The 22,351-nt window shown below is 39.8% G+C and carries 22 protein-coding genes; all 22 read left to right on the forward strand.

Features of this window, described 5'->3' with window-relative positions; genetic code table 11:
* Nucleotides 1-865 (forward strand): NADH-quinone oxidoreductase subunit C (locus ACIGHG_RS07705; protein WP_396547893.1); only part of this gene is annotated, 865 nt, incomplete at its 5' end.
* Nucleotides 866-868: 3 nt separating this feature from the next.
* Nucleotides 869-1,969 carry an NADH-quinone oxidoreductase subunit D gene (locus ACIGHG_RS07710; protein ID WP_336471901.1) on the forward strand — a complete coding sequence of 367 codons (1,101 nt, stop codon included), beginning with the start codon at nt 869-871 and terminating at the stop codon, nt 1,967-1,969.
* Entirely contained in the window at nt 1,969-2,970 is a 1,002-nt protein-coding gene (gene nuoH / locus ACIGHG_RS07715) for an NADH-quinone oxidoreductase subunit NuoH (RefSeq protein ID WP_336472102.1), read from the forward strand. Before ACIGHG_RS07710 ends, nuoH begins: the two co-directional genes overlap by 1 nt.
* A 23-nt stretch (nt 2,971-2,993) precedes the next feature.
* Entirely contained in the window at nt 2,994-3,413 is a 420-nt protein-coding gene (gene nuoI / locus ACIGHG_RS07720) for an NADH-quinone oxidoreductase subunit NuoI (RefSeq protein ID WP_336471902.1), read from the forward strand.
* A complete protein-coding gene (locus ACIGHG_RS07725; RefSeq protein ID WP_396547896.1) occupies nt 3,410-3,934 on the forward strand; it encodes an NADH-quinone oxidoreductase subunit J in 525 nt (174 codons plus the stop codon). Before nuoI ends, ACIGHG_RS07725 begins: the two co-directional genes overlap by 4 nt.
* The gene (gene nuoK / locus ACIGHG_RS07730) at nt 3,927-4,241 is read left to right on the forward strand and encodes an NADH-quinone oxidoreductase subunit NuoK (protein ID WP_396547898.1); all 315 of its coding nucleotides are present in this window, start codon (nt 3,927-3,929) and stop codon (nt 4,239-4,241) included. Before ACIGHG_RS07725 ends, nuoK begins: the two co-directional genes overlap by 8 nt.
* Before the next feature lie 29 nt (nt 4,242-4,270).
* Nucleotides 4,271-6,136: an NADH-quinone oxidoreductase subunit L gene (gene nuoL, locus ACIGHG_RS07735; RefSeq protein WP_396547900.1), complete on the forward strand. Its 1,866-nt coding sequence runs from the start codon at nt 4,271-4,273 to the stop codon at nt 6,134-6,136.
* Nucleotides 6,133-7,635 carry an NADH-quinone oxidoreductase subunit M gene (locus ACIGHG_RS07740; RefSeq protein ID WP_396547902.1) on the forward strand — a complete coding sequence of 501 codons (1,503 nt, stop codon included), beginning with the start codon at nt 6,133-6,135 and terminating at the stop codon, nt 7,633-7,635. Before nuoL ends, ACIGHG_RS07740 begins: the two co-directional genes overlap by 4 nt.
* A 9-nt stretch (nt 7,636-7,644) precedes the next feature.
* The gene (nuoN, locus tag ACIGHG_RS07745) at nt 7,645-9,165 is read left to right on the forward strand and encodes an NADH-quinone oxidoreductase subunit NuoN (protein ID WP_396548058.1); all 1,521 of its coding nucleotides are present in this window, start codon (nt 7,645-7,647) and stop codon (nt 9,163-9,165) included.
* A 134-nt stretch (nt 9,166-9,299) separates the two neighbouring features.
* Entirely contained in the window at nt 9,300-9,536 is a 237-nt protein-coding gene (locus ACIGHG_RS07750) for a DUF1146 family protein (RefSeq protein ID WP_090917823.1), read from the forward strand.
* 70 nt (nt 9,537-9,606) lie between these two features.
* The gene (locus ACIGHG_RS07755) at nt 9,607-10,305 is read left to right on the forward strand and encodes a YwmB family TATA-box binding protein (RefSeq protein WP_396548059.1); all 699 of its coding nucleotides are present in this window, start codon (nt 9,607-9,609) and stop codon (nt 10,303-10,305) included.
* Between the two features lie 34 nt (nt 10,306-10,339).
* Nucleotides 10,340-11,644, forward strand: a complete 1,305-nt coding sequence (gene murA, locus ACIGHG_RS07760; protein WP_336471907.1) for a UDP-N-acetylglucosamine 1-carboxyvinyltransferase — start codon at nt 10,340-10,342, stop codon at nt 11,642-11,644.
* Between the two features lie 200 nt (nt 11,645-11,844).
* Nucleotides 11,845-12,867, forward strand: coding sequence for a stage II sporulation protein D (gene spoIID / locus ACIGHG_RS07765; RefSeq protein ID WP_396547904.1), 1,023 nt, complete (start codon nt 11,845-11,847; stop codon nt 12,865-12,867).
* Between the two features lie 516 nt (nt 12,868-13,383).
* Nucleotides 13,384-14,994, forward strand: coding sequence for a long-chain fatty acid--CoA ligase (locus ACIGHG_RS07770; RefSeq protein ID WP_396547906.1), 1,611 nt, complete (start codon nt 13,384-13,386; stop codon nt 14,992-14,994).
* Between the two features lie 189 nt (nt 14,995-15,183).
* Nucleotides 15,184-16,191, forward strand: a complete 1,008-nt coding sequence (locus tag ACIGHG_RS07775; RefSeq protein WP_336471910.1) for a LytTR family transcriptional regulator DNA-binding domain-containing protein — start codon at nt 15,184-15,186, stop codon at nt 16,189-16,191.
* Nucleotides 16,192-16,413: 222 nt separating this feature from the next.
* Entirely contained in the window at nt 16,414-17,256 is an 843-nt protein-coding gene (locus tag ACIGHG_RS07780) for an ABC transporter ATP-binding protein (protein WP_396547909.1), read from the forward strand.
* Complete coding sequence (locus tag ACIGHG_RS07785; RefSeq protein WP_396548061.1) at nt 17,256-17,963, forward strand: ABC transporter permease; 708 nt, start codon at nt 17,256-17,258, stop codon at nt 17,961-17,963. Before ACIGHG_RS07780 ends, ACIGHG_RS07785 begins: the two co-directional genes overlap by 1 nt.
* 162 nt (nt 17,964-18,125) lie before the next feature.
* Nucleotides 18,126-19,181: a stage II sporulation protein SpoIIQ gene (spoIIQ, locus tag ACIGHG_RS07790; RefSeq protein WP_336471912.1), complete on the forward strand. Its 1,056-nt coding sequence runs from the start codon at nt 18,126-18,128 to the stop codon at nt 19,179-19,181.
* Between the two features lie 142 nt (nt 19,182-19,323).
* Entirely contained in the window at nt 19,324-19,458 is a 135-nt protein-coding gene (locus ACIGHG_RS07795) for an ABC transporter ATP-binding protein (protein WP_090917838.1), read from the forward strand.
* A 321-nt stretch (nt 19,459-19,779) separates the two neighbouring features.
* Entirely contained in the window at nt 19,780-20,052 is a 273-nt protein-coding gene (gene spoIIID, locus ACIGHG_RS07800) for a sporulation transcriptional regulator SpoIIID (protein WP_020061467.1), read from the forward strand.
* Between the two features lie 158 nt (nt 20,053-20,210).
* Nucleotides 20,211-21,212 carry a rod shape-determining protein gene (mreB, locus tag ACIGHG_RS07805; RefSeq protein ID WP_090917842.1) on the forward strand — a complete coding sequence of 334 codons (1,002 nt, stop codon included), beginning with the start codon at nt 20,211-20,213 and terminating at the stop codon, nt 21,210-21,212.
* Nucleotides 21,213-21,697: 485 nt separating this feature from the next.
* Nucleotides 21,698-22,132: a 3-hydroxyacyl-ACP dehydratase FabZ gene (gene fabZ / locus ACIGHG_RS07810; RefSeq protein WP_035430592.1), complete on the forward strand. Its 435-nt coding sequence runs from the start codon at nt 21,698-21,700 to the stop codon at nt 22,130-22,132.
* Nucleotides 22,133-22,351: the final 219 nt, after the last annotated feature.

Consider the following 22,351-nt stretch of genomic DNA (forward strand, 5'->3'; position numbering starts at 1 on the left):
GGCAGCAGCGGCGGCCAAAGCAAAGGCGGCAGCGTTAGCGAAGCAGAAAGAAAAGGAGAAAGCAGCCGAGCCGGAAGATGTGGAGAAAGAGAAAGCGATCGCAGTAGCGAAGGCAAAGGCAGCAGCGGCGGCCAAAGCAAAGGCGGCAGCGTTAGCGAAGCAGAAAGAAAAGGAGAAAGCAGCCGAGCCGGAAGATGTGGAGAAAGAGAAAGCGGTCGCAGCAGCGAAGGTAGCGGCGTTAGCGAAGCAAAAAGCATCTGAAGATGGAAGCATAGATGCTGAGAAAGAAAAAGCAATTGCGTTCGCAAAAGCAAAAGCTGCAGCGGCAGCAAAGGCCCGCGCTGCTGGAGGAAAGAAAGAGGAAGAAGCGAAAGTAGACAAACCTTCGCAAAATCAGCCGTATTTAGATGTGTATGTTCAGGCAGTTACAGTGAAACTTGGCGAAGGTGTGCTAGAAGATTGCTATATTAATAGGTTGTCTAAAGATGTTCCAACGCTCGTTGTGAAATTAGCGCATTACTATGAAGTGATGGAGCTGTTAAAGAAAGATCCTGAATGTGCATTCAATTATATGTCAGAATTGCATGCAACAGATTTTGGGGCGCATATGGAAGTGTATGTGCATTTATTTTCTTACGGCAAGAAGCAATCTGTAGCGGTAAAAGTAAAACTTGACCGGGACGAGCCGAGAGTGCCTTCTATTGCATCGCTATGGAGCGGGGCAGATTGGCCGGAGCGCGAGGCGTATGATTTACTTGGTGTTATGTTTGAAGGGCATCCAAATTTAAAGAGGATTTTGATGCCAGATGATTGGATTGGTCATCCGCTGCGAAAAGATTATGAGCCGTTTGATGCGGGGGTGTAAAACATGATTCGTACAGAAGAAATGCTTTTAAATGTAGGGCCGCAGCATCCGAGTACGCACGGTGTGTTTCGGCTCGTCATTAAAATTGACGGGGAAATCATTAAAGAAGCTACGCCTGTAATTGGCTATTTGCACCGCGGCACAGAGAAAATTGCGGAAAGTTTGCAGTATACGCAAATTATTCCGTACACAGACCGAATGGATTATTTAGCAGCGATGACCAATAACTATGTCATCTGTCACGCAGTTGAGACGATGATGGCGCTTGAAATACCAGAGCGTGCTGAATATTTGCGCGTACTTGCAATGGAGCTTGGTCGCGTGGCGAGTCACCTCGTTTGGTGGGGGACCAATTTGCTTGATATTGGAGCAGTCAGTCCATTTCTATATGCATTTCGCGAACGCGAGATGATTATTAACCTACTGAATGAATTATGCGGAGCGCGTTTAACATTTAATTATATGCGTGTTGGTGGGGTGAAGTGGGATGCGCCGGACGACTGGATTGAAAAAGTGCGTGAGTTTGTTCCATATATGAGAGAGCAGTTAAAGGGATATCACGACCTTGTGAGCGGCAATGAAATTTTCTTAAACCGTGTGAAGGGAGTCGGTATTTACTCGGCAGAGGATGCCCTGCAATATTCGTTAAGCGGAGCAAACCTGCGCTGCACAGGCGTGAAATGGGATCTTCGCAAAGATGAGCCGTACTCTATTTATGACCGTTTTGATTTTGACGTTCCGATTGGTAAAGTGGGCGATGCTTGGGACCGTTATATTTGCCGAATGGAGGAAATTGAAGAGTCACTGAAAATTATTGAACAAGCGGTAGAGCAGTTTCCGAAAGAAGGAGCCATTTTAGCGAAGGTGCCAAAGATTATTAAACCACCAAAAGGTGAAGCATTCGTGCGAATTGAGTCACCGCGCGGCGAGATTGGCTGTTACATTGCAAGTGATGGAAAGAAAGAGCCGTATCGCTTAAAGTTCCGCCGCCCATCTTTTTATAATCTGCAAATTTTACCGCATATCTTGAAAGGTGAAAATATCGCAAACTTAATTACCATTTTAGGTGGCATTGATATTGTACTTGGGGAGGTTGATGGGTGATGATACAAAACCTCTTAGAGTCACCCGCAAGCTGGACGAATTTTCTTATCTTTTTCGGATTGGCAACGTTGTTGTTGTTTGTTGTTCTTGGCTTTGTTACATATGGGATTTTAGCAGAACGAAAAGTAATGGGATTTATGCAAGGGCGTATAGGACCGAACCAAGTGGGCGGCCGTTTTGGACTCTTGCAAACAGTAGCAGACGTGCTAAAACTTTTGCTAAAAGAAGATACGATTCCGAAATTAGCCGATAAACCGCTCTTCATATTAGCACCGGTCATTGCGTTTGCGCCGGCATTTATGGTACTCGCAGTTATTCCGTTTACAGATAAGTTGCAGTTTGCCGATATCGGCGTTGGCTTACTGTATTACATTGCAGTCTCAGGTATTACAACAATTGGTGTTGTAACGGGAGGCTGGGCGTCCAACAATAAATATTCGTTACTCGGCGGAATGCGAGCTGCAGCACAAATGATTTCCTATGAAATTCCACTTGTGATGAGCGTAATTGGGGTCATCCTTCTAACGGGTAGCTTGAATTTAAATGATATTGTAAAAGCGCAAGAAGGGGTTTGGTACATTTTCGTGCAGCCAATTGGTTTTATTGTCTTTTTAATCGCAGCTGTTGCTGAATTGAACCGAACGCCGTTTGATTTACCGGAAGCCGAATCGGAGCTCGTCTCTGGATATCATACGGAGTATTCGGGATTTCGCTGGGCGTTCTTTATGCTTTCGGAGTATGTGTATTTCTTTGGAATGGCATCGCTTATGACGGTACTATTTTTAGGAGGTTGGCAGCCAATTTCGTTTCTAGCGTTTATTCCAGGAGCTGTTTGGTTTGCGCTCAAATTTAGCGCGGTTGTCTTTCTATTAATTTGGTTCCGCGTGACGTTCCCGCGTATACGAGGCGATCAATTAATGGAGTTTGGCTGGAAAGTATTATTGCCGGTAGCACTTGCAAATATTTTCTTAGCAGCATTGATAAAAGAGTTGTTCTTCTAATCTAAAAGGGGGGCAGGAGTACAATGAAGGGATTACTTAAAGGTTTAAAGTATACACTTAGCAATTTAAGTAAGAAAAAAGTAACGTACGACTATCCAAATCAACCACTACCACTCCCAGATCGCTTTCGCGGTATTCAAAAGTTTTATCCAGAAAAATGTATCGTTTGCAATCAATGCGCAAATATTTGTCCAACAGATTGTATTCAACTAACAGGGAAAAAACATCCAGATCCAGAGAAGAAAGGGAAAATCATTGATACGTATGATATTAACTTTGAAATTTGTATTCTTTGCGATCTTTGTACGGAAGTTTGCCCGACAGAAGCGATTGTGATGACAAATAACTTTGAGCTAGCCGAATATTCGCGTGATGATTTATTCAAAAACTTACAGTGGCTTGATGAAAATAATCAACATGTGAGAAAGGAGAATAAAGCATGAGCGGCGAGTTAGTAGCATTTTTGGCATTAGCCCTGCTTGCGATTATGGGCGGTGTACTTATGCTGAACTTAACGAAAGTGATGCATATGATGCTCGCTCTAGTGTTTACCTTCCTTAGTATTGCTGGGCTTTATTTTATGTTATCAGCAGAATTTGTTGGGGTTGCTCAAATTTTGATTTATTCCGGTGCGATTACGATTATTATGATTTTTGGCATTATGTTAACGAAACATAATGATGAAGAAGAAGCACGTTTCGGCTTTCGTAAATTGATTGTTTTTCTTGCTGTTGTAATCTTTGGTGTGGTGATGTATTTTGCGGTGAATAATGTGGACTTTGAAAATGGACGTGTTCAAGATGGTATCGTACTTCATGAACAAAATACACGTCATATCGGTGAATTGTTGTATTCGAAGTATATAATACCGTTTGAGTTAACATCTGTTGTATTACTTGTTGCTCTTGTTGGTGCAATTGTACTTGCGAAGAAGGATGAGAAAAAGGAGGATTCGCATGAATAGTATTCCAGCTTCTGCATACTTGACGCTTGCGATTATATTGTTTTGCATCGGCTTATTTGGAGCGTTAACGAAGCGTAATACAGTAACTGTATTAATTTGTATTGAACTTATGTTAAATGCGGCGAACTTAAATTTAGTTGCCTTTAGTAAATTAGGAATGTTTCCAAATTTAAAGGGACAAATTTTTTCATTGTTCACAATGTCCGTCGCTGCGGCAGAAGCAGCGGTGGGTTTGGCAATTTTAATTGCTCTATATAGAAACCGCGAAACGGTCAATACAGATGAAATGGATTCGTTAAAGCATTAAGATGATGATCGAAAAGGGGGGAGGAATTCATGATGGATTATGCATGGCTAATACCGCTTTTCCCGCTTGTGTCTTTCGTTTTACTCGTGATGTTTGGCAAGAAGTTAAAAGAAGGAAGCAGCTGGCTCGGCATCTTGCTCACCTTTCTTTCATTTGTGGGTGCGGTACTTGTATTAATAGAACGGCTATCATCAGAAACAGTAAAGCAGCAATGGACTTGGCTCCAAATTGGGGATGTGAATATTTCTTTTGGCTTTGAAGTAAATGCATTAAATGCATTAATGCTCTTTATTGTCACACTTGTGAGTTTGCTCGTTCATATGTATTCGAAAGGGTATATGCATGGCGATGAAAGACTCCATATTTTTTATGCATACTTAGGGCTGTTTACATTTGCGATGCTTGGACTTGTCATCTCTACTAACTTATTACAGCTTTATATATTCTGGGAGTTAGTAGGGCTCGGCTCCTTTTTATTAATTGGGTTTTATTTCTTTAAAGAAGAGGCAAAGGCAGCTGCAAAAAAAGCGTTTATTATGACGCGTATCGGGGATGTCGGCTTGTTTATTGGAATGATTCTATTATTCTGGCAAGTTGGCAGCTTTGATTATGAGGTAATCTTTCAGGCCGTACAAACTGGAGAGATTTCGGGGACGATGATTACATTAACGGCGATTTTAATCTTTGTCGGTGCAATTGGGAAATCAGGTCAGTTTCCGCTGCATACGTGGCTTCCAGATGCGATGGAAGGCCCAACACCAGTATCGGCGCTAATCCACGCAGCGACGATGGTTGCTGCTGGGGTATATTTAGTTGCTACTATGTTCCCGCTTTTCGCAGCGAGCGAAGCAGCGATGCAAACTGTTGCAGTTATTGGCGGTATTACGGCAATCTTTGCGGCATCTATTGGTATCGTACAAACAGACATTAAGCGTGTATTAGCCTACTCCACGGTGAGTCAGCTTGGTTATATGATGCTTGCGCTCGGTTCTGCTGGGTACGTGGCGGGGGTTTTTCATTTAACGACGCACGCTTTCTTCAAGGCATTATTATTCTTAGCTGCCGGAAGCGTCATTCATGCGGTGCATACGCAAAACATCGAGGAAATGGGCGGTCTGTTTAAGAAGATGAAAGTGACCGGCTTATTGTTTTTAATTGGTACGTTTGCGATTAGCGGCGTTCCGTTATTTTCTGGATTTTTTAGTAAGGATGAAATCTTAGCGGTGACGTGGGAACGCGGCAATTACGGTTTATTCGTCCTTGCGGTAATCGCAGCTTTCTTCACTGCTTTCTATATGTTCCGCTTGTACTTCCTTGTCTTCACGGGAGAGGCGCGCGGGGAGCAGAAACATGTGCGTGAGTCTCCAAAGATAATGACAGTGCCAATGATGGTTCTTGGCGTCCTAGCGATTGTGGCTGGTTATGTGAATACACCTTGGTTCGGAACTTTTCTTGGGGATTGGCTTACAAAAGACGCGGCGTTTCAAGTGAGAGAGGTTCATGGCCCGGCCTGGATTATGATCGTGGCAACGCTCGTTTCAGTGGCTGGGATTGGTTTAGCATATTTGATATATGGAAAACGTACCATTCCACATGATTGGCTTGGCGGGAAGAATACTGCCATGTATAGCTTGCTCCAGGAGAAATATTATATTGATGAATTGTATAGCAAAACGGTGCTTCCGCTCGTTAAAGGAATTGCATATGTTCTATATTTCTTTGAAACGTATATTGTGGAAGGAACCATGCAGTTTATTAGCGGCATCGTAAAAGGTGTAAGTACGATTGGCTCGAAACTACAAAACGGACAAGTGCAAATGTACGGCACAGTTACAGCGGTTTGCTTAGCTGCACTCGTAATGATTCTGTTATTGACAGGGGGGTATGGACAATGAGTTCCTTTCTATTATCTTTCTTCATTTTCTCCCCGCTGCTTTGTATCATACTGCTGGCATTTGTACCGAAGAAAGAGGAAAGAGCAGCGAAGATTGTTGGTTTGCTTGGAACATTACTTCCGCTTGGGTCCGCGCTCTTTATCGCAAGTACATACGCATCGGGAAAAAGTTTAACGATGTTTGCAGAAAAGGTAAAGTGGATTCAATTTGGAAACTTTCCAAGTGTAGAGAAAGAACTGTTTACCATTTATTACGAACTTGGCATTGATGGCTTCTCACTCGTTATGATGTTTCTTACGGCATTATTGGCGACATTGGCAGCTATTACAGCCTTTTCCGTTACAAAGCACGTAAAAGGTTTCTATATGTTACTGCTTATGCTTGAAATCGGTATGCTTGGCGTCTTCGCTGCAGAAAACTTGCTACTGTTCTTCATGTTCTTTGAAATTACACTGCCAGCTATGTTTTTACTTGTTGGGAAATGGGGCAAATTTAGTAGTGAAAAAGCGGCGTACAGCTATTTAATTTATAACGGCATCGGTTCAGCGATTTTACTTATTGCTTTTTCCATTTTATTTGCAAGAGCAGGTACAACGAATATTGCAGAGCTGCAAGTCGTTTTAGCAGGAAAAGAAATGACGACGGTTGGTGAACTGTCTAACTCCTTGCAGCTTGGTTTATTTCTAGCGATTATGATTGCGTTCATGATTAAACTTCCAGTCTTTCCGCTGCACCGCTGGATGGTGAATGTCCACGTGGAGGCGCACCCAGCGGTAGTCATGCTGCATGCAGGTGTTCTCTTAAAGATTGGAGCATACGGAATTGTGCGTTTTGGAATGGGACTTTTCCCGGAGCAGTTTGAAAAATTCGCGGTGTTCTTAGGAGTTTTAGGAGTTATCAACTTGCTGTACGGGGCACTCTTAGCACTTGTTCAAACCGATTTCCGAAAGGTGCTCGCATATTCAAGTATTTCGCATATGGGAATTGTATTAATCGGTTTAGCTGCGCTGAACACGGCGGGAATGAAGGGGGCATTGTTCCAAGTCGTTTCCCACGGTTTAATTGCGGCGCTGTTGTTTTTCCTGCTTGGTATAATCGAGCAGCGCTTTCATACTTCTGATATTACAAAACTTGGCGGCTTAGCGAAGCAAGTGCCGGTGCTTAGCGGATTCTTGTTAGCGGGAAGTATGGCTTCGCTCGGACTTCCTGGAATGTCCGGCTTTGTGAGTGAATTTCTCGCATTTCTTGGCTTGTTTCAGGAGCACCGGGTATTAGCGGCAATCGGAGTAATCGGGATTATTTTAACAGCAGTGTACGTACTCCGGGCAGCTATGCAAGTTATATTTGGAAAAAGCGAATGCGAAGCGAAGGGCGATATACACGGGTGGGAATATATTCCGGTGGTGATCTTGCTGGCATGTATTCTCATCATTGGTATTCTGCCAGATGTACTAGGTGAACCGCTTCGTGACACATTACAATCGTTAGGAGGTAGGTAGAAGATGGATATGAAAACATTACTAGACTTATCATGGCATCTAATGACGCCGGAATTCATCCTGCTTGGCGGGGCTATTCTTCTATCACTTCTTGATTTGTTTGCAAAACAAACGTTTGAGCGCCGGAATTTATCGTACGGGGCAATTGGTGTGGTCATACTCGCACTTGTGGCGCTTGTTACATTATACGGTGCACCGGCTGGAGAGATTTTAGATGGATCTTTTGTATTAGACGGATTTTCAAAAGCATTTAAAACGCTCTTATTGCTCGGCGGCATTCTTGTATTACTTCTTGCGGTAGAAGATGATGATAAGCAGCCGATTGAAGACCTGGGAGAGTATTATTACTTATTTTTAACAGCACTTCTTGGTGCGATGTTTATGGCATCTAGCAGTGATCTTATTACACTGTTTATCGGTCTTGAATTATTGTCGTTGTCTTCGTACATTTTAGTCGGTATTCGTAAGAAGAATAAAGCTTCGAATGAAGCGGCAATGAAGTATGTAATAAATGGTGGTATTTCTACGGCAATTACGTTGTTTGGAATGAGTTATTTGTACGGACTGACGGGTTCAACAAATATTTTAGATATGCAGCGTTTATTTATGCAAGGTGTGAGCGGCGATATACAACTGTTGTTGTCACTTGCGTTTATCCTGCTTTTTATCGGTTTGTCTTTTAAAATTGCAACTGTCCCATTTCATATGTGGGCACCTGATGTGTATGAAGGAGCAGTAACGCCTGTTACGGCATTGTTAGGAACCGTATCGAAAATTGCTGGATTTGTAATGATTGTTCGCATTTTTTTAGTCATTTTCGCAGCTATTCCTGTGCAAAATGGGGCAGCATCACTATTTAGCAATATGAGCATCTATATTGCCGTTCTTGCAAGTGTAACGATGATTGTTGGGAATAGCGTTGCTTTAAAACAGCATAGTATAAAACGGATGCTTGCGTATTCAGGAGTGGCACATGCTGGTTATTTACTCGTACCGCTTGTTGCGATGTCGCCATTTCTTATGGATAGTATGTGGTTTTATATGTTTGCCTATGTACTGATGAATATCGGAGCATTTGCAATTATCCACGGAATAATTTTACGAACAGGGCAAGAAAATATATCTGCTTTTGCTGGTTTATATAAACGATCACCGTTTGCTGCAATCATGATGACAATTTTTATTTTGTCACTTGCTGGTATTCCTGGGACAGCTGGATTTATCGGGAAAATTAACATCTTTTTAGGGGCCTTTATCGTTCAGCCAGCTCATTACGTGCTAGCATCGATAATGATGGGAACAACGGTTATCTCATTCATCTACTATTTTCGCATCTTGCAGCAAATGTTTTTTCGCCGGGCAGAAAGTGAGGAGCGTATCGTTCTTCCGGTTAACTTGAAAATCGTTGTAAGCCTTTGCGCAATTGCAACAGTTGTGCTCGGGATATTACCAGCCAGCGGTTACAATTTCTTTTATAATTATTTTCCGCTTATGAAAGATTTCTTCTTTCTTGGGAATATGGTACAATAGTACAAATTGAAAGTGTAGAGCATAAACTCTGCACTTTTTATTTTGGTAAATTTTCTTTTACTACATAAGTAGTAAGCAGTCTGGTTCATACGGGGAGTTGCCCGTTAGAGCAGGATAAAAGGGGTCGATTTGTTATGGCACAAATTTTAGGGCAACAAGCACTCATTGCAATTGTGTCGCATTTACTGTTTATTACCATTACGTGGTGGGCACTGCAAGGTCTTCACCTAGAACGCTTAATGAAGCCGGGAAAAGTACTGCAAATGAAGGTGCTTCTTATTTTTGTAACGATTGCCATCGGTGCATCTGTAAGTAATTTTCTCCTTGATTATTTAGGCTATTCAAAGAGTTTAACGTACCTTGTAAAGTAAAAAAGTACAACGTATAGAACCATCCTTCTCCGTCAACAATGGGGACTAGGAGGGGATGAACGTGAAAAAAATGCAAGCCATGATGTTGATTATCGTGAGTGTGGTTGTATTTTTAGCTGGATATAGAGAGATGAAACCTGTGAGCGACCAGGAAAAAATGGAGAGCATGATAGCTGTTTTAGAGAAGAACGGTACTAATGTTCAGCGTTGGTCTTGGTTAGCAAGGGAAACGAAGACAATTTCAAATATACATACGTTTGAAGAGTTACTAAAGCAACTGAAGGAACGTGCAAATGTAGAAGAATGGGAAATTGAGCAGTCTAAAGATGGCTACAAGGCAACTGCACAAAAAAAATTTTCTTCTTATGAAGAAAGACTGGTAGTTACATGGACAATGGAAAATACTAAAGAAAACACTTTCATTATATATGAAGTGAGCGGAGAAAAATGGAATCCTAAATATATTAATAAAATGAATCAAATTTTTGATACAAAACCAAAAATTTATACTTGTATTCAAGGGGCGCTCAATGATAAGATTGAAGGTGTTTTGCAAGATAAAGTAAATGAAGTTTTGAAAGATCTTTCAGCAAAAATGATTGAAAAAGTAGAAGAAAGAGCATTTGTGTCAGTCTCCGCATATAATAAAAAATGGAATGACGCTCTTTCAACAAATAAAGAGAAAATCAATGTGCAAATAGCAATACGTTCTACAAACAACAAGAATACAATTGTGGTTGGCACACCGATCATAACTTCTGAGTATTGAATAGATGTGAAAAAAGGACACGGAGGGGAATAACTTGGAAAAGATCATCGTCCGTGGCGGAAAGCGGTTGAACGGCACAGTGCGCGTAGAGGGCGCAAAAAACGCTGTATTACCTATAATCGCTGCAGCCCTATTAGCGAGTGATGGAAAGAATGTACTATCTGAAGTACCAGAATTATCAGATGTATACACAATTAATGAGGTATTACGTCATTTGAATGCAGAAGTATCTTTTGCAAACAATGAAGTAACAATTGATGCATCAAAAGAATTAAACATCGAAGCACCGTTTGAATATGTACGTAAAATGCGTGCGTCCGTTCTTGTAATGGGGCCGCTTTTAGCACGTAATGGTCGTGCACGTATTGCACTTCCTGGCGGATGTGCAATTGGTTCACGTCCAATTGACCAACATTTAAAAGGCTTTGAAGCAATGGGAGCAAAAGTAAAGGTTGGTAATGGATTTGTTGAAGCATATGTAGACGGTAAGTTAACTGGTGCGAAAATTTACTTAGATTTCCCAAGTGTAGGGGCAACAGAAAACATTATGTCTGCCGCTGTATTAGCAGAAGGGACAACAATTCTTGAAAACGCAGCAAAAGAACCAGAAATCGTAGACTTAGCGAACTTCTTAAATGCAATGGGAGCAAAAGTACGCGGTGCTGGAACTGGCACAATTCGTATTGAAGGTGTCGATAAATTATATGGTGCAAACCATTCGATTATTCCTGATCGTGTTGAAGCAGGAACATTTATGGTTGCAGCAGCAATTACAGGCGGAAACGTGTTAATTGAAAATGCTGTACCAGAACATTTACGTTCTATTACAGCAAAAATGGAAGAAATGGGTGTTACAATTATTGAGGAAAACGAAGGTGTACGCGTTATCGGCCCTGAGAAGTTAAAAGCGGCTGATATTAAAACGATGCCACACCCAGGATTCCCAACAGATATGCAATCACAAATGATGGCATTATTATTGAAAGCAAACGGCACAAGCATGATTACAGAAACAGTATTCGAAAACCGTTTCATGCATGTGGAAGAATTCCGCCGTATGAATGCAGATATTAAAATCGAAGGTCGTTCTGTAATTATGAATGGGCCAGGTAACCTGCAAGGCGCTGAAGTAGCAGCAACAGATTTACGTGCTGCAGCAGCGTTAATCTTAGCCGGTTTAGTATCTGAAGGTCATACGCGCGTAACGGAATTAAAACATCTTGACCGCGGATATGTAAACTTCCACGGCAAGTTAGCTGCATTAGGTGCAGATATTGAACGTGTAACTGAACAAGTGGAAGAAGTAGTAGAACAACAAGTATCTGATCTTCACGCTTAATAGGGATAGCTTCTATGCAAAGGCATGGAAGCTATTTTTTATGTACTCTTATTGTTATAGTCAAGAAACATAATATTTATGCCTGTTTCATTAAAAATTCTAAAAATTTAAATAAGAATTAGGTAAAAAAGAACGTGTTCTAAATGCTTGTCTTACTCCATAAGAATGAAATGAGTCTAATTTCATAGTGGAGGAAGATAATGAAAACGACAAAGCCCATTATCGTCATCATAGTGCTGTTAGTAGCGTTAGTGATTATTGTACCAAGCGCGCTTGTTTTTCCGTTTGGAAAAGTTAAAGAAGGCAAGAATCATTCACCTTCTGCTCCCAAGTCCACACAAGACATGCCAGCTCCCTCTCCTACAAAAACTGATGTGCAAGTATCTGTGTATCGCAGTCAGCAAAAAAAGACCGAAACTGTTTCAATTGAAGACTATGTTGCCGGCGTTGTTGCTGCAGAAATGCCGGCAAACTTTGAAATGGAAGCATTAAAGGCACAGGCATTAACAGCGCGTACATTCGTTGTGAAGCGTATGTTAAGCGAACAAAGGCTTCAAAGTAAAGCGGACGTAACAGATACGGTAGACAATCAAGTGTACAAAAGTAAAGCGGAGCTAAAAGAACAGTGGGGCAAAGAGTACGAAGGCAAAATGAAGCGTATTGAAGAGGCGGTATCAAAAACAGCCGGACAAGTTTTAACGTATGAAGGCAGCCCGATTACAGCGTCATTTTTCTCGACAAGCAATGGCTATACAGAAAATGCCGCCGATTATTGGGGCAGTGACTATCCGTATTTAAAAAGTGTAAATAGTCCTTGGGATCAACAAGCACCAAAATTTACGAGTGAACAAACTTTTACTGTTGCTGACTTTCAAAAGCGTCTTGGTGTAAAAGTGTTAGAAAATGGAAATATTGGCAACATTAAAGAACGCACAGAAGGAAAGCGTGTTAAGGAAGTTGACTTTCAAGGAAAGACATTAACAGGAAAAGATGTGAGGGACAAATTAGGCTTACGTTCCTCTGATTTTACGTGGAAGCAGCAAGGGAATCAAATTGTTATCACAACGAAAGGATATGGTCACGGCGTTGGAATGAGCCAATACGGTGCAAACGGAATGGCGAAGGAAGGGAAGGTATATACAGATATTGTTGCGCATTATTATAAAGGTGTGGCAATTTCACCGCTGAATCAGTATGAGGGGAAATTGACGGCGAAGAAGTGAAAGCATAGTGCGGCGGCGCTATGCTTTTTTATATATGGATGTTTCGTTTTATCGAACGATCTTTACAGTGTGTCGAACGGTAGCCCTGATAAGAATACATTGCCTTAAATAAAGTGAAACTTTAATCAGTGGGGGTTTTCTTCATCCCCCACTGATTATTAGCCCTCCCAATCGGGCTTTTACGGGCAGTTTATCTCCCACCTAACTTCTTAAAAAAAGTGGAAGTGGCTCGTTCAGAATGTGAGGGGGATGGAGCTTCTGACGTAGAGGGTTTTTTTACCTCGTAGGAAGAAGCGAAGCCACCGAACATTCTAGCCACTGGAGCTGGACAATGCTTTTGCTGAATTTTGAGGCGGGAGTATTACTGCCCACGAATAGCGGGATAAATAGAATTGTTGTAATTCTGTGTCAGACTTTGTAGAAAAGGTAGGAAAGATTGTTGATTTTTGCACATGTTTGTCATGTTATAATACAGTTGTATCTTTAAATATACAATGATAACAGGGGGCATGTAAGATGATGATGGATGTACCGCTTCTCATTCCGGCAATGATGGAACGGGCAGAGAAGTATTTTTCAAAAAAGGAAGTTGTCTCGCGTACGGCATCGCGCATTCAAACATTGACGTACGGAGAAATTGCAAAGCGGACAAGAAAGCTTGCAAGTGTATTAAGGAAAATGGGAATTGAGACAGGAGATAAAGTAGGAACAATTGCCTGGAACCATCACCGCCATTTAGAAGCATATTTTGCGATTCCAGGAATCGGAGCTGTATTACATACAATTAATTTGCGCCTTTCTGCAGAACACATTTCCTACATTATTAACCACGCCGACGATAAAATTATTTTCGTAGATGAAGATATGGTTCCTATATTAGAAAGTATTCGAAACGAAATTCCTCATGTGAAAGCATTTATTATTATGACAGATGACGATGCACTACCTCATACAACATTATCACCAGCATATCACTATGATAAACTCCTCGAAGAAGGCGATGAAACATTTCAATTTGTAACAGATTTAGATGAGAAAGCACCTGCCGGCATGTGCTATACTTCCGCGACGACAGGAAAACCGAAAGGCGTCGTGTACACGCATCGTAGCATTGCACTCCATAGCTATACGCTTGGACTTGTAGACGGAGGGGGCATATCAGAAGCAGATACGTGTATGCCTGTTGTTCCGATGTTCCATGTAAATGCGTGGGGACTTCCATTTGCAAGTACATGGTTCGGTACAAAGCTTGTCTTACCAGGACCGCACTTTACTTCGGAAATTTTAGCAGAGTTAGTTGAACGTGAGAAAGTAACGATTACTGCTGGCGTCCCGACCATTTGGATTAGTTTACTGCAAGAGCTTGAAAAGTATCCGTATGATATTAGCAGTATTCGTACGATATGGTCAGGCGGATCGGCAGCACCAAAAGGTATGATTCGCACATATGAAGAAAAATATGAAATTGCGTTCAGACAAATCTACGGAATGACGGAAACAAGTCCGGCTGTTGTCATTAACTGTCCGAAATCGTATCAACGTGATTTACCGAAAGAAGAATATTATGAGCTTCGTTCTCGCCAAGGTTATTTATTCCCAGGCCTTGAAATGAAGGTAATTGGTCAAAACGGTGAGATTAAGTGGGACGGTGAAGAAATGGGAGAGCTTTGCCTTCGCGGATCATGGATTGCCGGTAGCTATTATAATGATGAACGCACTGAAGAATCGATGAAAGATGGTTGGCTGCACACCGGCGATATCGTAACAGTGGACCCGGAAGGCTTTATTAAAATTGCTGATCGCACGAAAGATTTGATTAAAAGCGGCGGCGAATGGATTTCTTCCGTCGATTTAGAAAACGCTTTAATGACACACGAAAAAGTATTAGAAGCATCTGTCGTTGCTGTTCCACATGAAAAATGGCAAGAGCGTCCTGTTGCATGTGTCGTTTTAAAAGAAGGAGAAATGGTCAATCAAGAAGAGCTCTACGATTTATTAGAAAGTCAATTTCCAAAATGGTGGATGCCAGACGATATTTTATTTGTAGAAGAAATCCCGAAAACATCTGTCGGGAAGTTTTTGAAGCGAGCACTTCGCGATCAGCTGAAGAGTTATATGGTGAAGTAAAAAGGTAAAAGTAGGCTACCTCGATGTGAGGTAGCCTATTTCCATGAAAGGAATAGATGATGTGGTTTTGCAAATCTGTTCCCCTCGCATTATGTATGAATTGTAATCTTATAATATTGGGAATTTTATCACAGATTTCCATATAACGTCTGATATAATGGAACAAAAAACCAACATAGGGGTGAGAGGATGGCGTTATTAGAACTGAACCAATTGGCAAAGACGAATGTTTTGCCATCTATTCAGTTAGAAATCGAGAATGGACAGTGTGTTGTGCTGCAATGCAATAATCATATTGGTAAAACGTTGCACCGCATTATTATGGGAGAAGAAGAAGCATCGACGGGGACTGTGTTATTTGATGGACAGCCGCTTGGGAAACATTCTTTTTCTCGAATCGGCTTTTGTTTTTTAGATGATGAGGCGTACGAACGCTTAACGGTAAAAGATTACTTTATTTTTTTGAGAGGATTATATGGTAATGGATTATCGGTAGATGAAGTTGTCCAGCTTGTGGGTCTTCTAGATAAAAAAGAGGTGAAGATAAAGGAATTAACCTTTTCTGAGAAACGTCGCCTTCATATTGGAAGGAGTATGATACATAATCCAGACCTTGTTATTTTGGAAGAACCAGAACAAAACGTAGATATTGAAAGTACAATCATTATTCGAAATGTCATTACAAAATTAAAAGAGACAGGAAAAGCGATTTTTATTACTTCTGCCTTTCTTTCGGATGCTTTATCTTTAACGGAGGACGTGTATGTGTTACATCAAGATGGTGTGAAAAAAGTGGAAATCGAGCAAGAGGAACAGGGGGAAGTGGAAGACGAAAAGGTAATCGAAATGATTCCGCAAATGAAATTAGAACGTATCCCAGCAAAAGTAAACGATAAAATTATTTTATTGGATCCAATGGAAATTCAATTTATTGAAACACAAAATGGAATTACACATATTCATGTGCGTGATGGAAATTATATTTGCGCGCTTACGTTAAGTGAATTAGAAGAGCGTCTAAAAGGATTCGGATTCTTCAGGTGTCACCGCTCTTACCTCGTGAACTTACAACGTGTGCGAGAAGTGATTACATGGACGCGAAACAGCTACAGTTTAATTCTTGATGATGAACGAAAAACATCGATTCCGCTGTCAAAAGGAAGAATGGATGAATTGAAAGATGTAATTGGATTGTAAACGTATGCTGCGTTAACCCCAATAATTATTTCACTCGCCTTTTATGTTGTTTCAATGAGCTAAAACTATGCTCCATTCACCGGTAAAAATACTCCTTTTACCGGTATTTTACTGCAAGGCCCCTTTGTTTTTCATATGATTGACTCAAGAAAAACGAAACGAACAAACGAAATTCGCTGAAGCGAGTTTCATCTATAAATGAAAAGCAAAGGGGATGACGTAATGACGTTGGCAATTGAAATGAAAGACGTGATGAAAACATTCGACAGCAAAACAGCGCTTCGCAATGTAAATATTGAAGTGAAACAAGGAGAAATCTTCGGGTTTCTTGGTCCGAGTGGATCTGGAAAAACAACAACTGTAAAAATCTTAACGGCTCAGTTACTTCATAGTGTAGGAACGGTAAAAGTGCTAGGACATGATATTGTAGGACCAGAAAGTATTGATTATAAACGAATTGGTATTTTAACAGATAACAGCGGTCTATATGAAAGACTTAGCATTTATGATAACTTACTATTATTTTGTGACTTATACGACTGTCCAAAAGAACGAATTGATGAAGTGTTAGCACAAGTGAACTTATTAGACGATAAAAAAACACAAGTGAAAAAGCTGTCAAAAGGAATGAAGCAGCGTGTAATGCTAGCAAGGGCGATTCTTCATAAGCCGGATATTCTCTTCTTAGATGAACCAACTTCTGCACTTGATCCAGCAAATGTTCAAAACATTCATAACATCTTAAGAGATTTAAATAAAGAAGGGACAACAATCTTCTTAACAACACACAATATGGATGAGGCAGAAACACTTTGCGAGCGCATCGCATTCTTATGCGGCGGGGAAATTGTCGCGCTTGATACGCCAGAAAACCTCCGTTTACAATACGCGAAAGATAAAATTGAAGTTGTGTTAAAAGATAAGAAAAAAGAAACAGTGCAAAAAGATGAATTAGGAGCAAAACGTATTTCAGAATGGATGAAAAAAGGTGAATTACTATCGATTCATTCTTATGAGCCGACGCTCGGGGATATTTTCATTGAAGTAACTGGGAGGGGATTATGATGACATTTTCTATGAAGAGGTTTTCGGCGATTTTACGGAAAGAGATGCAAGATTTAAAAACGAATGCACAAGTATTATTAATGGCGATTTTACCACTTGGTTTAGCGTTATTTTATCAACAAATGAGGGGCGAGAAAGAGCTTCTAGCGGGAATTGTAGTTATTATGGTATTGAGTATGGTGACAACAATTACACAAGCGACTCTGATTGCAGAAGAAAAAGAAAAACATACTCTTCGCGTTATGATGCTATCACCAGCTTCTCCTATAGAAGTCATTTTAGGGAAGTCTTTGCCAATTATGGTTTTATCGTTCTTTTTAAGTATAATAAGTTTATTTTTGTTAGATACGTTAAAGGGAAATGTCTTTTTATTAATGATCGTTATTTTATTGGGAGTACTGCTATTTATTATAATAGGGACAATGATTGGTCTTTTAGCTAAAAACCTAGTGCAAGTTTCTGTACTTGGCACACCGATTATGATGATTTTTTTTGCAGGGCCTTTATTGCATCTCTTTGTGAAGAATGAAATCGCAAAAAAAATTCTCTATCATATCCCGACAAATCATATTTTTAATGCAATTACAGGTGTATTAGAGGGAAAAGGCTTTTCTGCATTGAGTGAAAATGTAATAAATATCTCCGTTTGGATTTTGATTACGTTTATTCTGCTTCTCCTCGTCTACAAAAAGAAACAACTAGACTAAAAAACTGAGCCGAAAATGCTCAGTTTTTTCTTTTTTCATCATTTCCTCGGAAATTTTTCGTTTTTTATGCATAATTTTACAAACTTTGTCGAAAAGTAATTAGTTGTAGGTTGTATAGGATGCGTGAATCTTGTTCAAAATGATTGCTGAGGTGATGATAGAATGAGAGAGAGGGAAAACAAGAAGTCTTCTCGAAAAGTAGTACATTTATTTCAAAAGCGTTGGGTATTCCCGACACTATACATTGTGTGTGCAGCAGTCATTTTAACAGTTGCATTATGGTATCAGGCAACGAATACGAAAAAGATGCCTGAGAAAAATGAAGCAACGCAGCAAAGTCAAGGTGAAAATCCAACAATGCCAGTAATCAAATCTTCAGAAGTCGTGAAGATGCCAACTGCAAATGGTATAGAAGTTGTTGTAAAGAAGAAGTTTTACGAAGATAAGGCAGCAGCTGAGGAGCAAGAACAAGCACTTGTTTTTTATAACAACACATACTCTGCGAATACAGGAATCGATATCGCAGCGAAAAATGGTAAAGAATTTGATGTAACGGCAGCATTAAGCGGAACAGTTACAAAAGCGGAAAAAGATCCACTTCTTGGCTATGTTGTAGCAGTTGACAACGGCAATGGTATTACAACGTTTTACCAAAGCTTAGGAAATGTAAAAGTGGAAAAAGGCGCGAAAATTAATCAAGGTGAAGTGTTAGGAAAAGCAGGATTAAGTGAAGTGAATAAAGATGCAGGTTATCATGTTCATTTCGAAGTTCGTAAAGATAATGTTGCTGTAAACCCAGAGCGTTACTTTGACAAATCTGTTGCGGATATTAAAGTTGAAAAACAAGAAAAGAAAAAAGAAGAGAAATCAACAAGCGGCTCAGCTGAAGATAAGCAAAAAGAAGAGAAATCAACAAACGGCTCAGCCGAAGATAAGCAAAAAGAAGAAAAATCAACAAGCGGCTCAGCTGAAGATAAGCAAAAAGAAGAAAAATCAACAAGCGGCTCAGCCGAAGATAAGCAAAAAGAAGAGAAATCAACAAGCGGTTCAGCTGAAGATAAGCAAAAAGAAGAAAAATCAACAAGCGGTTCAGCTGAAGATAAGAAAAAAGAAGAAAAATCAACAAACAGCTCAGTTGATGATAAGAAAAAAGAAGAAAAATCAACAAATAGCTCAACAGAGAACGAAAATACATCTTCTCCTGAGCAAGCAGAGTAATATACAAAACCATCAACTCTTTATGCGAGAGTTGATGGTTTTATTTTTATATAAAAATAAAATGTATCTCTAAAAAACCTTGTAACGGCAAGGAAATTGGACAGAATTCTCGAATATATATTACTAAAAGGAGGGGATTGTGTTGTCGTTATTATTTGTTGTGTCAATTGCACTTATTTTATTATTTGTTTTATTTTCCTTATATTATTTAATTGCAAGTAAGAGAGAAGTCCCCCATCAAAGCCTTTTGGAAGAAGAATTTGATCAAGAGGAATGACGCTTTTTAGAAGGCGTCATTTTTTTGTTGCCTGTGTACAAAAAGGAAAACTTTCATTTTTCACCGATTTCTCAAAAAAAAATGTAATTTTTGTCACTGTAGTCCGCAAAAATGGAGAACTTGTAGCATATAAATACAGTGCGGGCAATACAATGGTATAAACCAAAGCAAAGAGAGTGTTTGAGGTGAGAAATCGTGGATCATTTCATTATAAATCCCAGAAAGTGTAGCGCTTACAAACAGCACTCGAACTTACAGCCTAGTCACATGCAGCGAGTCTCATTTCACCCTTCTCACATCCAATTTAGGGAGGCGAGTGGTGTGCACGATTACATCAAAGAGAGAACAATCAAGATTGGTAAGTATATCGTGGAGACAAGAAAAACAGTTCGTGTTATTGCGAAGGAGTTTGGTGTATCAAAAAGTACTGTGCATAAAGATTTAACAGAACGATTACCAGAAATTAATCCAGAGCTCGCAAATGAAGTGAAGGAAATTCTTGATTACCATAAGTCAATTCGTCACCTTCGAGGCGGCGAAGCAACGAAGCAAAAGTATCAAAAAGAGGATACAGAAAAAATCGTGCGTCAATAATCTGACACTTAGCAAACATTCCTAAGAAAAGAGAACTTTTTTAATATAATTCAATTCTTCAATATTACGTTTCAGAAAAGAATATGATAAAATTAGGAATTAGGTGCAAAAGAATACGGGGTTAACCTGATTTAGATATTGAGGAGGAAAACATAGGGATGTTTGCAAGAGATATCGGAATTGACCTTGGCACGGCCAATGTATTAATTCATGTAAAGGGTAAAGGAATTGTATTAAATGAACCTTCTGTTGTGGCAATTGACCGCAATACAGGAAAAGTATTAGCGGTAGGTGAAGAAGCAAGACGTATGGTAGGGCGTACACCTGGAAACATTGTAGCGATTCGTCCGCTTAAAGATGGTGTAATCGCTGACTTCGAAATTACAGAAGCGATGTTAAAACATTTCATCAACAAACTTGACGTAAAAGGCTTTTTATCAAAACCGCGCATTTTAATTTGCTGTCCAACAAACATTACATCTGTAGAACAAAAAGCAATTCGTGAAGCTGCTGAGAGATCTGGTGGTAAGAAAGTATACTTAGAAGAAGAACCAAAAGTAGCTGCTGTTGGTGCTGGTATGGAAATCTTCCAACCAAGTGGAAACATGGTTGTAGATATTGGCGGAGGTACAACGGATATTGCAGTACTTTCTATGGGCGATATCGTTACCTCCTCTTCCATTAAAATGGCGGGCGATAAGTTTGATATGGAAATCTTAAGCTATATTAAACGTAAGTATAAGCTATTAATTGGGGAACGTACATCAGAAGATATTAAGATTAAAGTAGGTACAGTGTTCCCAGGTGCACGTAGTGAAGAACTTGAAATTCGCGGTCGTGACATGGTAACAGGCTTGCCTCGCACAATTACAGTATGCTCTGAAGAAATCACAGAAGCATTGAAAGAAAACGCAGCTGTTATTGTACAAGCTGCAAAAGGTGTATTAGAACGTACACCACCTGAATTATCTGCTGATATTATTGACCGCGGCGTTATTTTAACAGGCGGCGGTGCATTATTACACGGTATTGACATGCTTCTTGCAGAAGAGTTAAAAGTACCTGTATTAATTGCGGAAAATCCAATGCACTGTGTAGCGGTTGGAACAGGTATCATGCTTGAGAATATCGACAAATTACCACGCCACGCTTTGCGATAAGAACGTAATTTAATCAGTGGAACCAATCGAAAGAATGAAAAACGTTAGGTATACATCCTAACGTTTTTTTAAAATTTATATATTTATTTATCTGTTTTTAAAAATATAGAACTTTTATGAAAAATAAAGAAAGATAAAGAAAAAAAGAGAAAAGTCGACCTAAATTGAAAAAAATGTAGAATTCCGTCGTTTTTAGATTGTAAATAATTATAATATAATGAATTCAAATACGACAAATGAGGTAAATATGCCTTTGGTATATTGACTTCTCCTAACTTGGGCATATGCTTTTTCTATCTCCGTGTGAACTGTAATTATGCTTGTTATACCAAAGCTTGTGAGAAGAAAGAGTGTATGCATTTTTTTGAAATGATACGAAGCAGAAAAGTCTGCTTCGTTTTTTTGTAATGACAAATAATAAACAAAATGGGATAATATATATAACCTAGTACTAAGACTAGTAACTAAAAAAGGGGCGAGATGTGATGTTAAACATAGAGCAAATTAAAGAAATTATCCCGCATCGCTATCCATTTCTACTTGTTGATCAAGTTCTTGAAGTAGAAGAAGGAAAACGTGCGGTCGGTATTAAAAACGTATCTGCAAATGAAGAATACTTTAACGGTCATTTCCCTGACTACGCAGTAATGCCTGGTGTACTCATTGTAGAAGCATTAGCACAAGTTGGCGCAATTGCTGTTTTAAAGAAAGAAGAAAATCGCGGCCGTCTTGCCTTCTTTGCTGGCATTGATAACTGCCGCTTTAAAAGACAAGTACGCCCAGGTGATCAGCTTCGCTTAGAAGTAGAAATGACACGTGTACGCGGTCCGATTGGCAAAGGAAAAGCAGTTGCAACTGTAAATGGTGAAGTAGCATGTGAAGCGGAAATTACATTTGCGCTTGGAGATAAGAAAGAGTAAAACCGTCATAACGATGACGGTTTTTTATTTATCCCGCTATTCGTGGGCAGTAAGATCCCTACCTCAAGATTGAGAGGGAAGCAAAGAAGATAAGTGGGGGGATGAAGAAAACCCCCACTGCCGGAAGTTTCACTTTATTTAAATTTTTTAAATTTAAACTATATTCAAAAATATCGTTGTTAATATAAGTAAAATATTGTATGATTTGGTATGCGATGT

Origin of the sequence: Bacillus sp. NPDC077411, from assembly GCF_044543425.1 — a bacterium.
GTDB lineage: Bacteria > Bacillota > Bacilli > Bacillales > Bacillaceae_G > Bacillus_A > Bacillus_A bruguierae.

Excerpts from the sequence above, each read along its gene's own strand:
- ACIGHG_RS07770 (WP_396547906.1), top strand. The coding sequence starts at position 13,384 with ATGATGATGGATGTACCGCTTCTCATTCCGGCAATGATGGAACGGGCA.
- ACIGHG_RS07785 (WP_396548061.1), top strand. The coding sequence starts at position 17,256 with ATGACATTTTCTATGAAGAGGTTTTCGGCGATTTTACGGAAAGAGATG.
- ACIGHG_RS07780 (WP_396547909.1), top strand. The coding sequence starts at position 16,414 with ATGACGTTGGCAATTGAAATGAAAGACGTGATGAAAACATTCGACAGC.
- spoIIQ (WP_336471912.1), top strand. The coding sequence starts at position 18,126 with ATGAGAGAGAGGGAAAACAAGAAGTCTTCTCGAAAAGTAGTACATTTA.
- nuoL (WP_396547900.1), top strand. The coding sequence starts at position 4,271 with ATGATGGATTATGCATGGCTAATACCGCTTTTCCCGCTTGTGTCTTTC.
- ACIGHG_RS07750 (WP_090917823.1), top strand. The coding sequence starts at position 9,300 with ATGGCACAAATTTTAGGGCAACAAGCACTCATTGCAATTGTGTCGCAT.
- mreB (WP_090917842.1), top strand. The coding sequence starts at position 20,211 with ATGTTTGCAAGAGATATCGGAATTGACCTTGGCACGGCCAATGTATTA.
- nuoN (WP_396548058.1), top strand. The coding sequence starts at position 7,645 with ATGAAAACATTACTAGACTTATCATGGCATCTAATGACGCCGGAATTC.
- ACIGHG_RS07710 (WP_336471901.1), top strand. The coding sequence starts at position 869 with ATGATTCGTACAGAAGAAATGCTTTTAAATGTAGGGCCGCAGCATCCG.
- nuoI (WP_336471902.1), top strand. The coding sequence starts at position 2,994 with ATGAAGGGATTACTTAAAGGTTTAAAGTATACACTTAGCAATTTAAGT.
- fabZ (WP_035430592.1), top strand. The coding sequence starts at position 21,698 with ATGTTAAACATAGAGCAAATTAAAGAAATTATCCCGCATCGCTATCCA.
- nuoK (WP_396547898.1), top strand. The coding sequence starts at position 3,927 with ATGAATAGTATTCCAGCTTCTGCATACTTGACGCTTGCGATTATATTG.
- ACIGHG_RS07740 (WP_396547902.1), top strand. The coding sequence starts at position 6,133 with ATGAGTTCCTTTCTATTATCTTTCTTCATTTTCTCCCCGCTGCTTTGT.
- ACIGHG_RS07725 (WP_396547896.1), top strand. The coding sequence starts at position 3,410 with ATGAGCGGCGAGTTAGTAGCATTTTTGGCATTAGCCCTGCTTGCGATT.
- ACIGHG_RS07775 (WP_336471910.1), top strand. The coding sequence starts at position 15,184 with ATGGCGTTATTAGAACTGAACCAATTGGCAAAGACGAATGTTTTGCCA.
- nuoH (WP_336472102.1), top strand. The coding sequence starts at position 1,969 with ATGATACAAAACCTCTTAGAGTCACCCGCAAGCTGGACGAATTTTCTT.
- ACIGHG_RS07755 (WP_396548059.1), top strand. The coding sequence starts at position 9,607 with ATGCAAGCCATGATGTTGATTATCGTGAGTGTGGTTGTATTTTTAGCT.
- spoIID (WP_396547904.1), top strand. The coding sequence starts at position 11,845 with ATGAAAACGACAAAGCCCATTATCGTCATCATAGTGCTGTTAGTAGCG.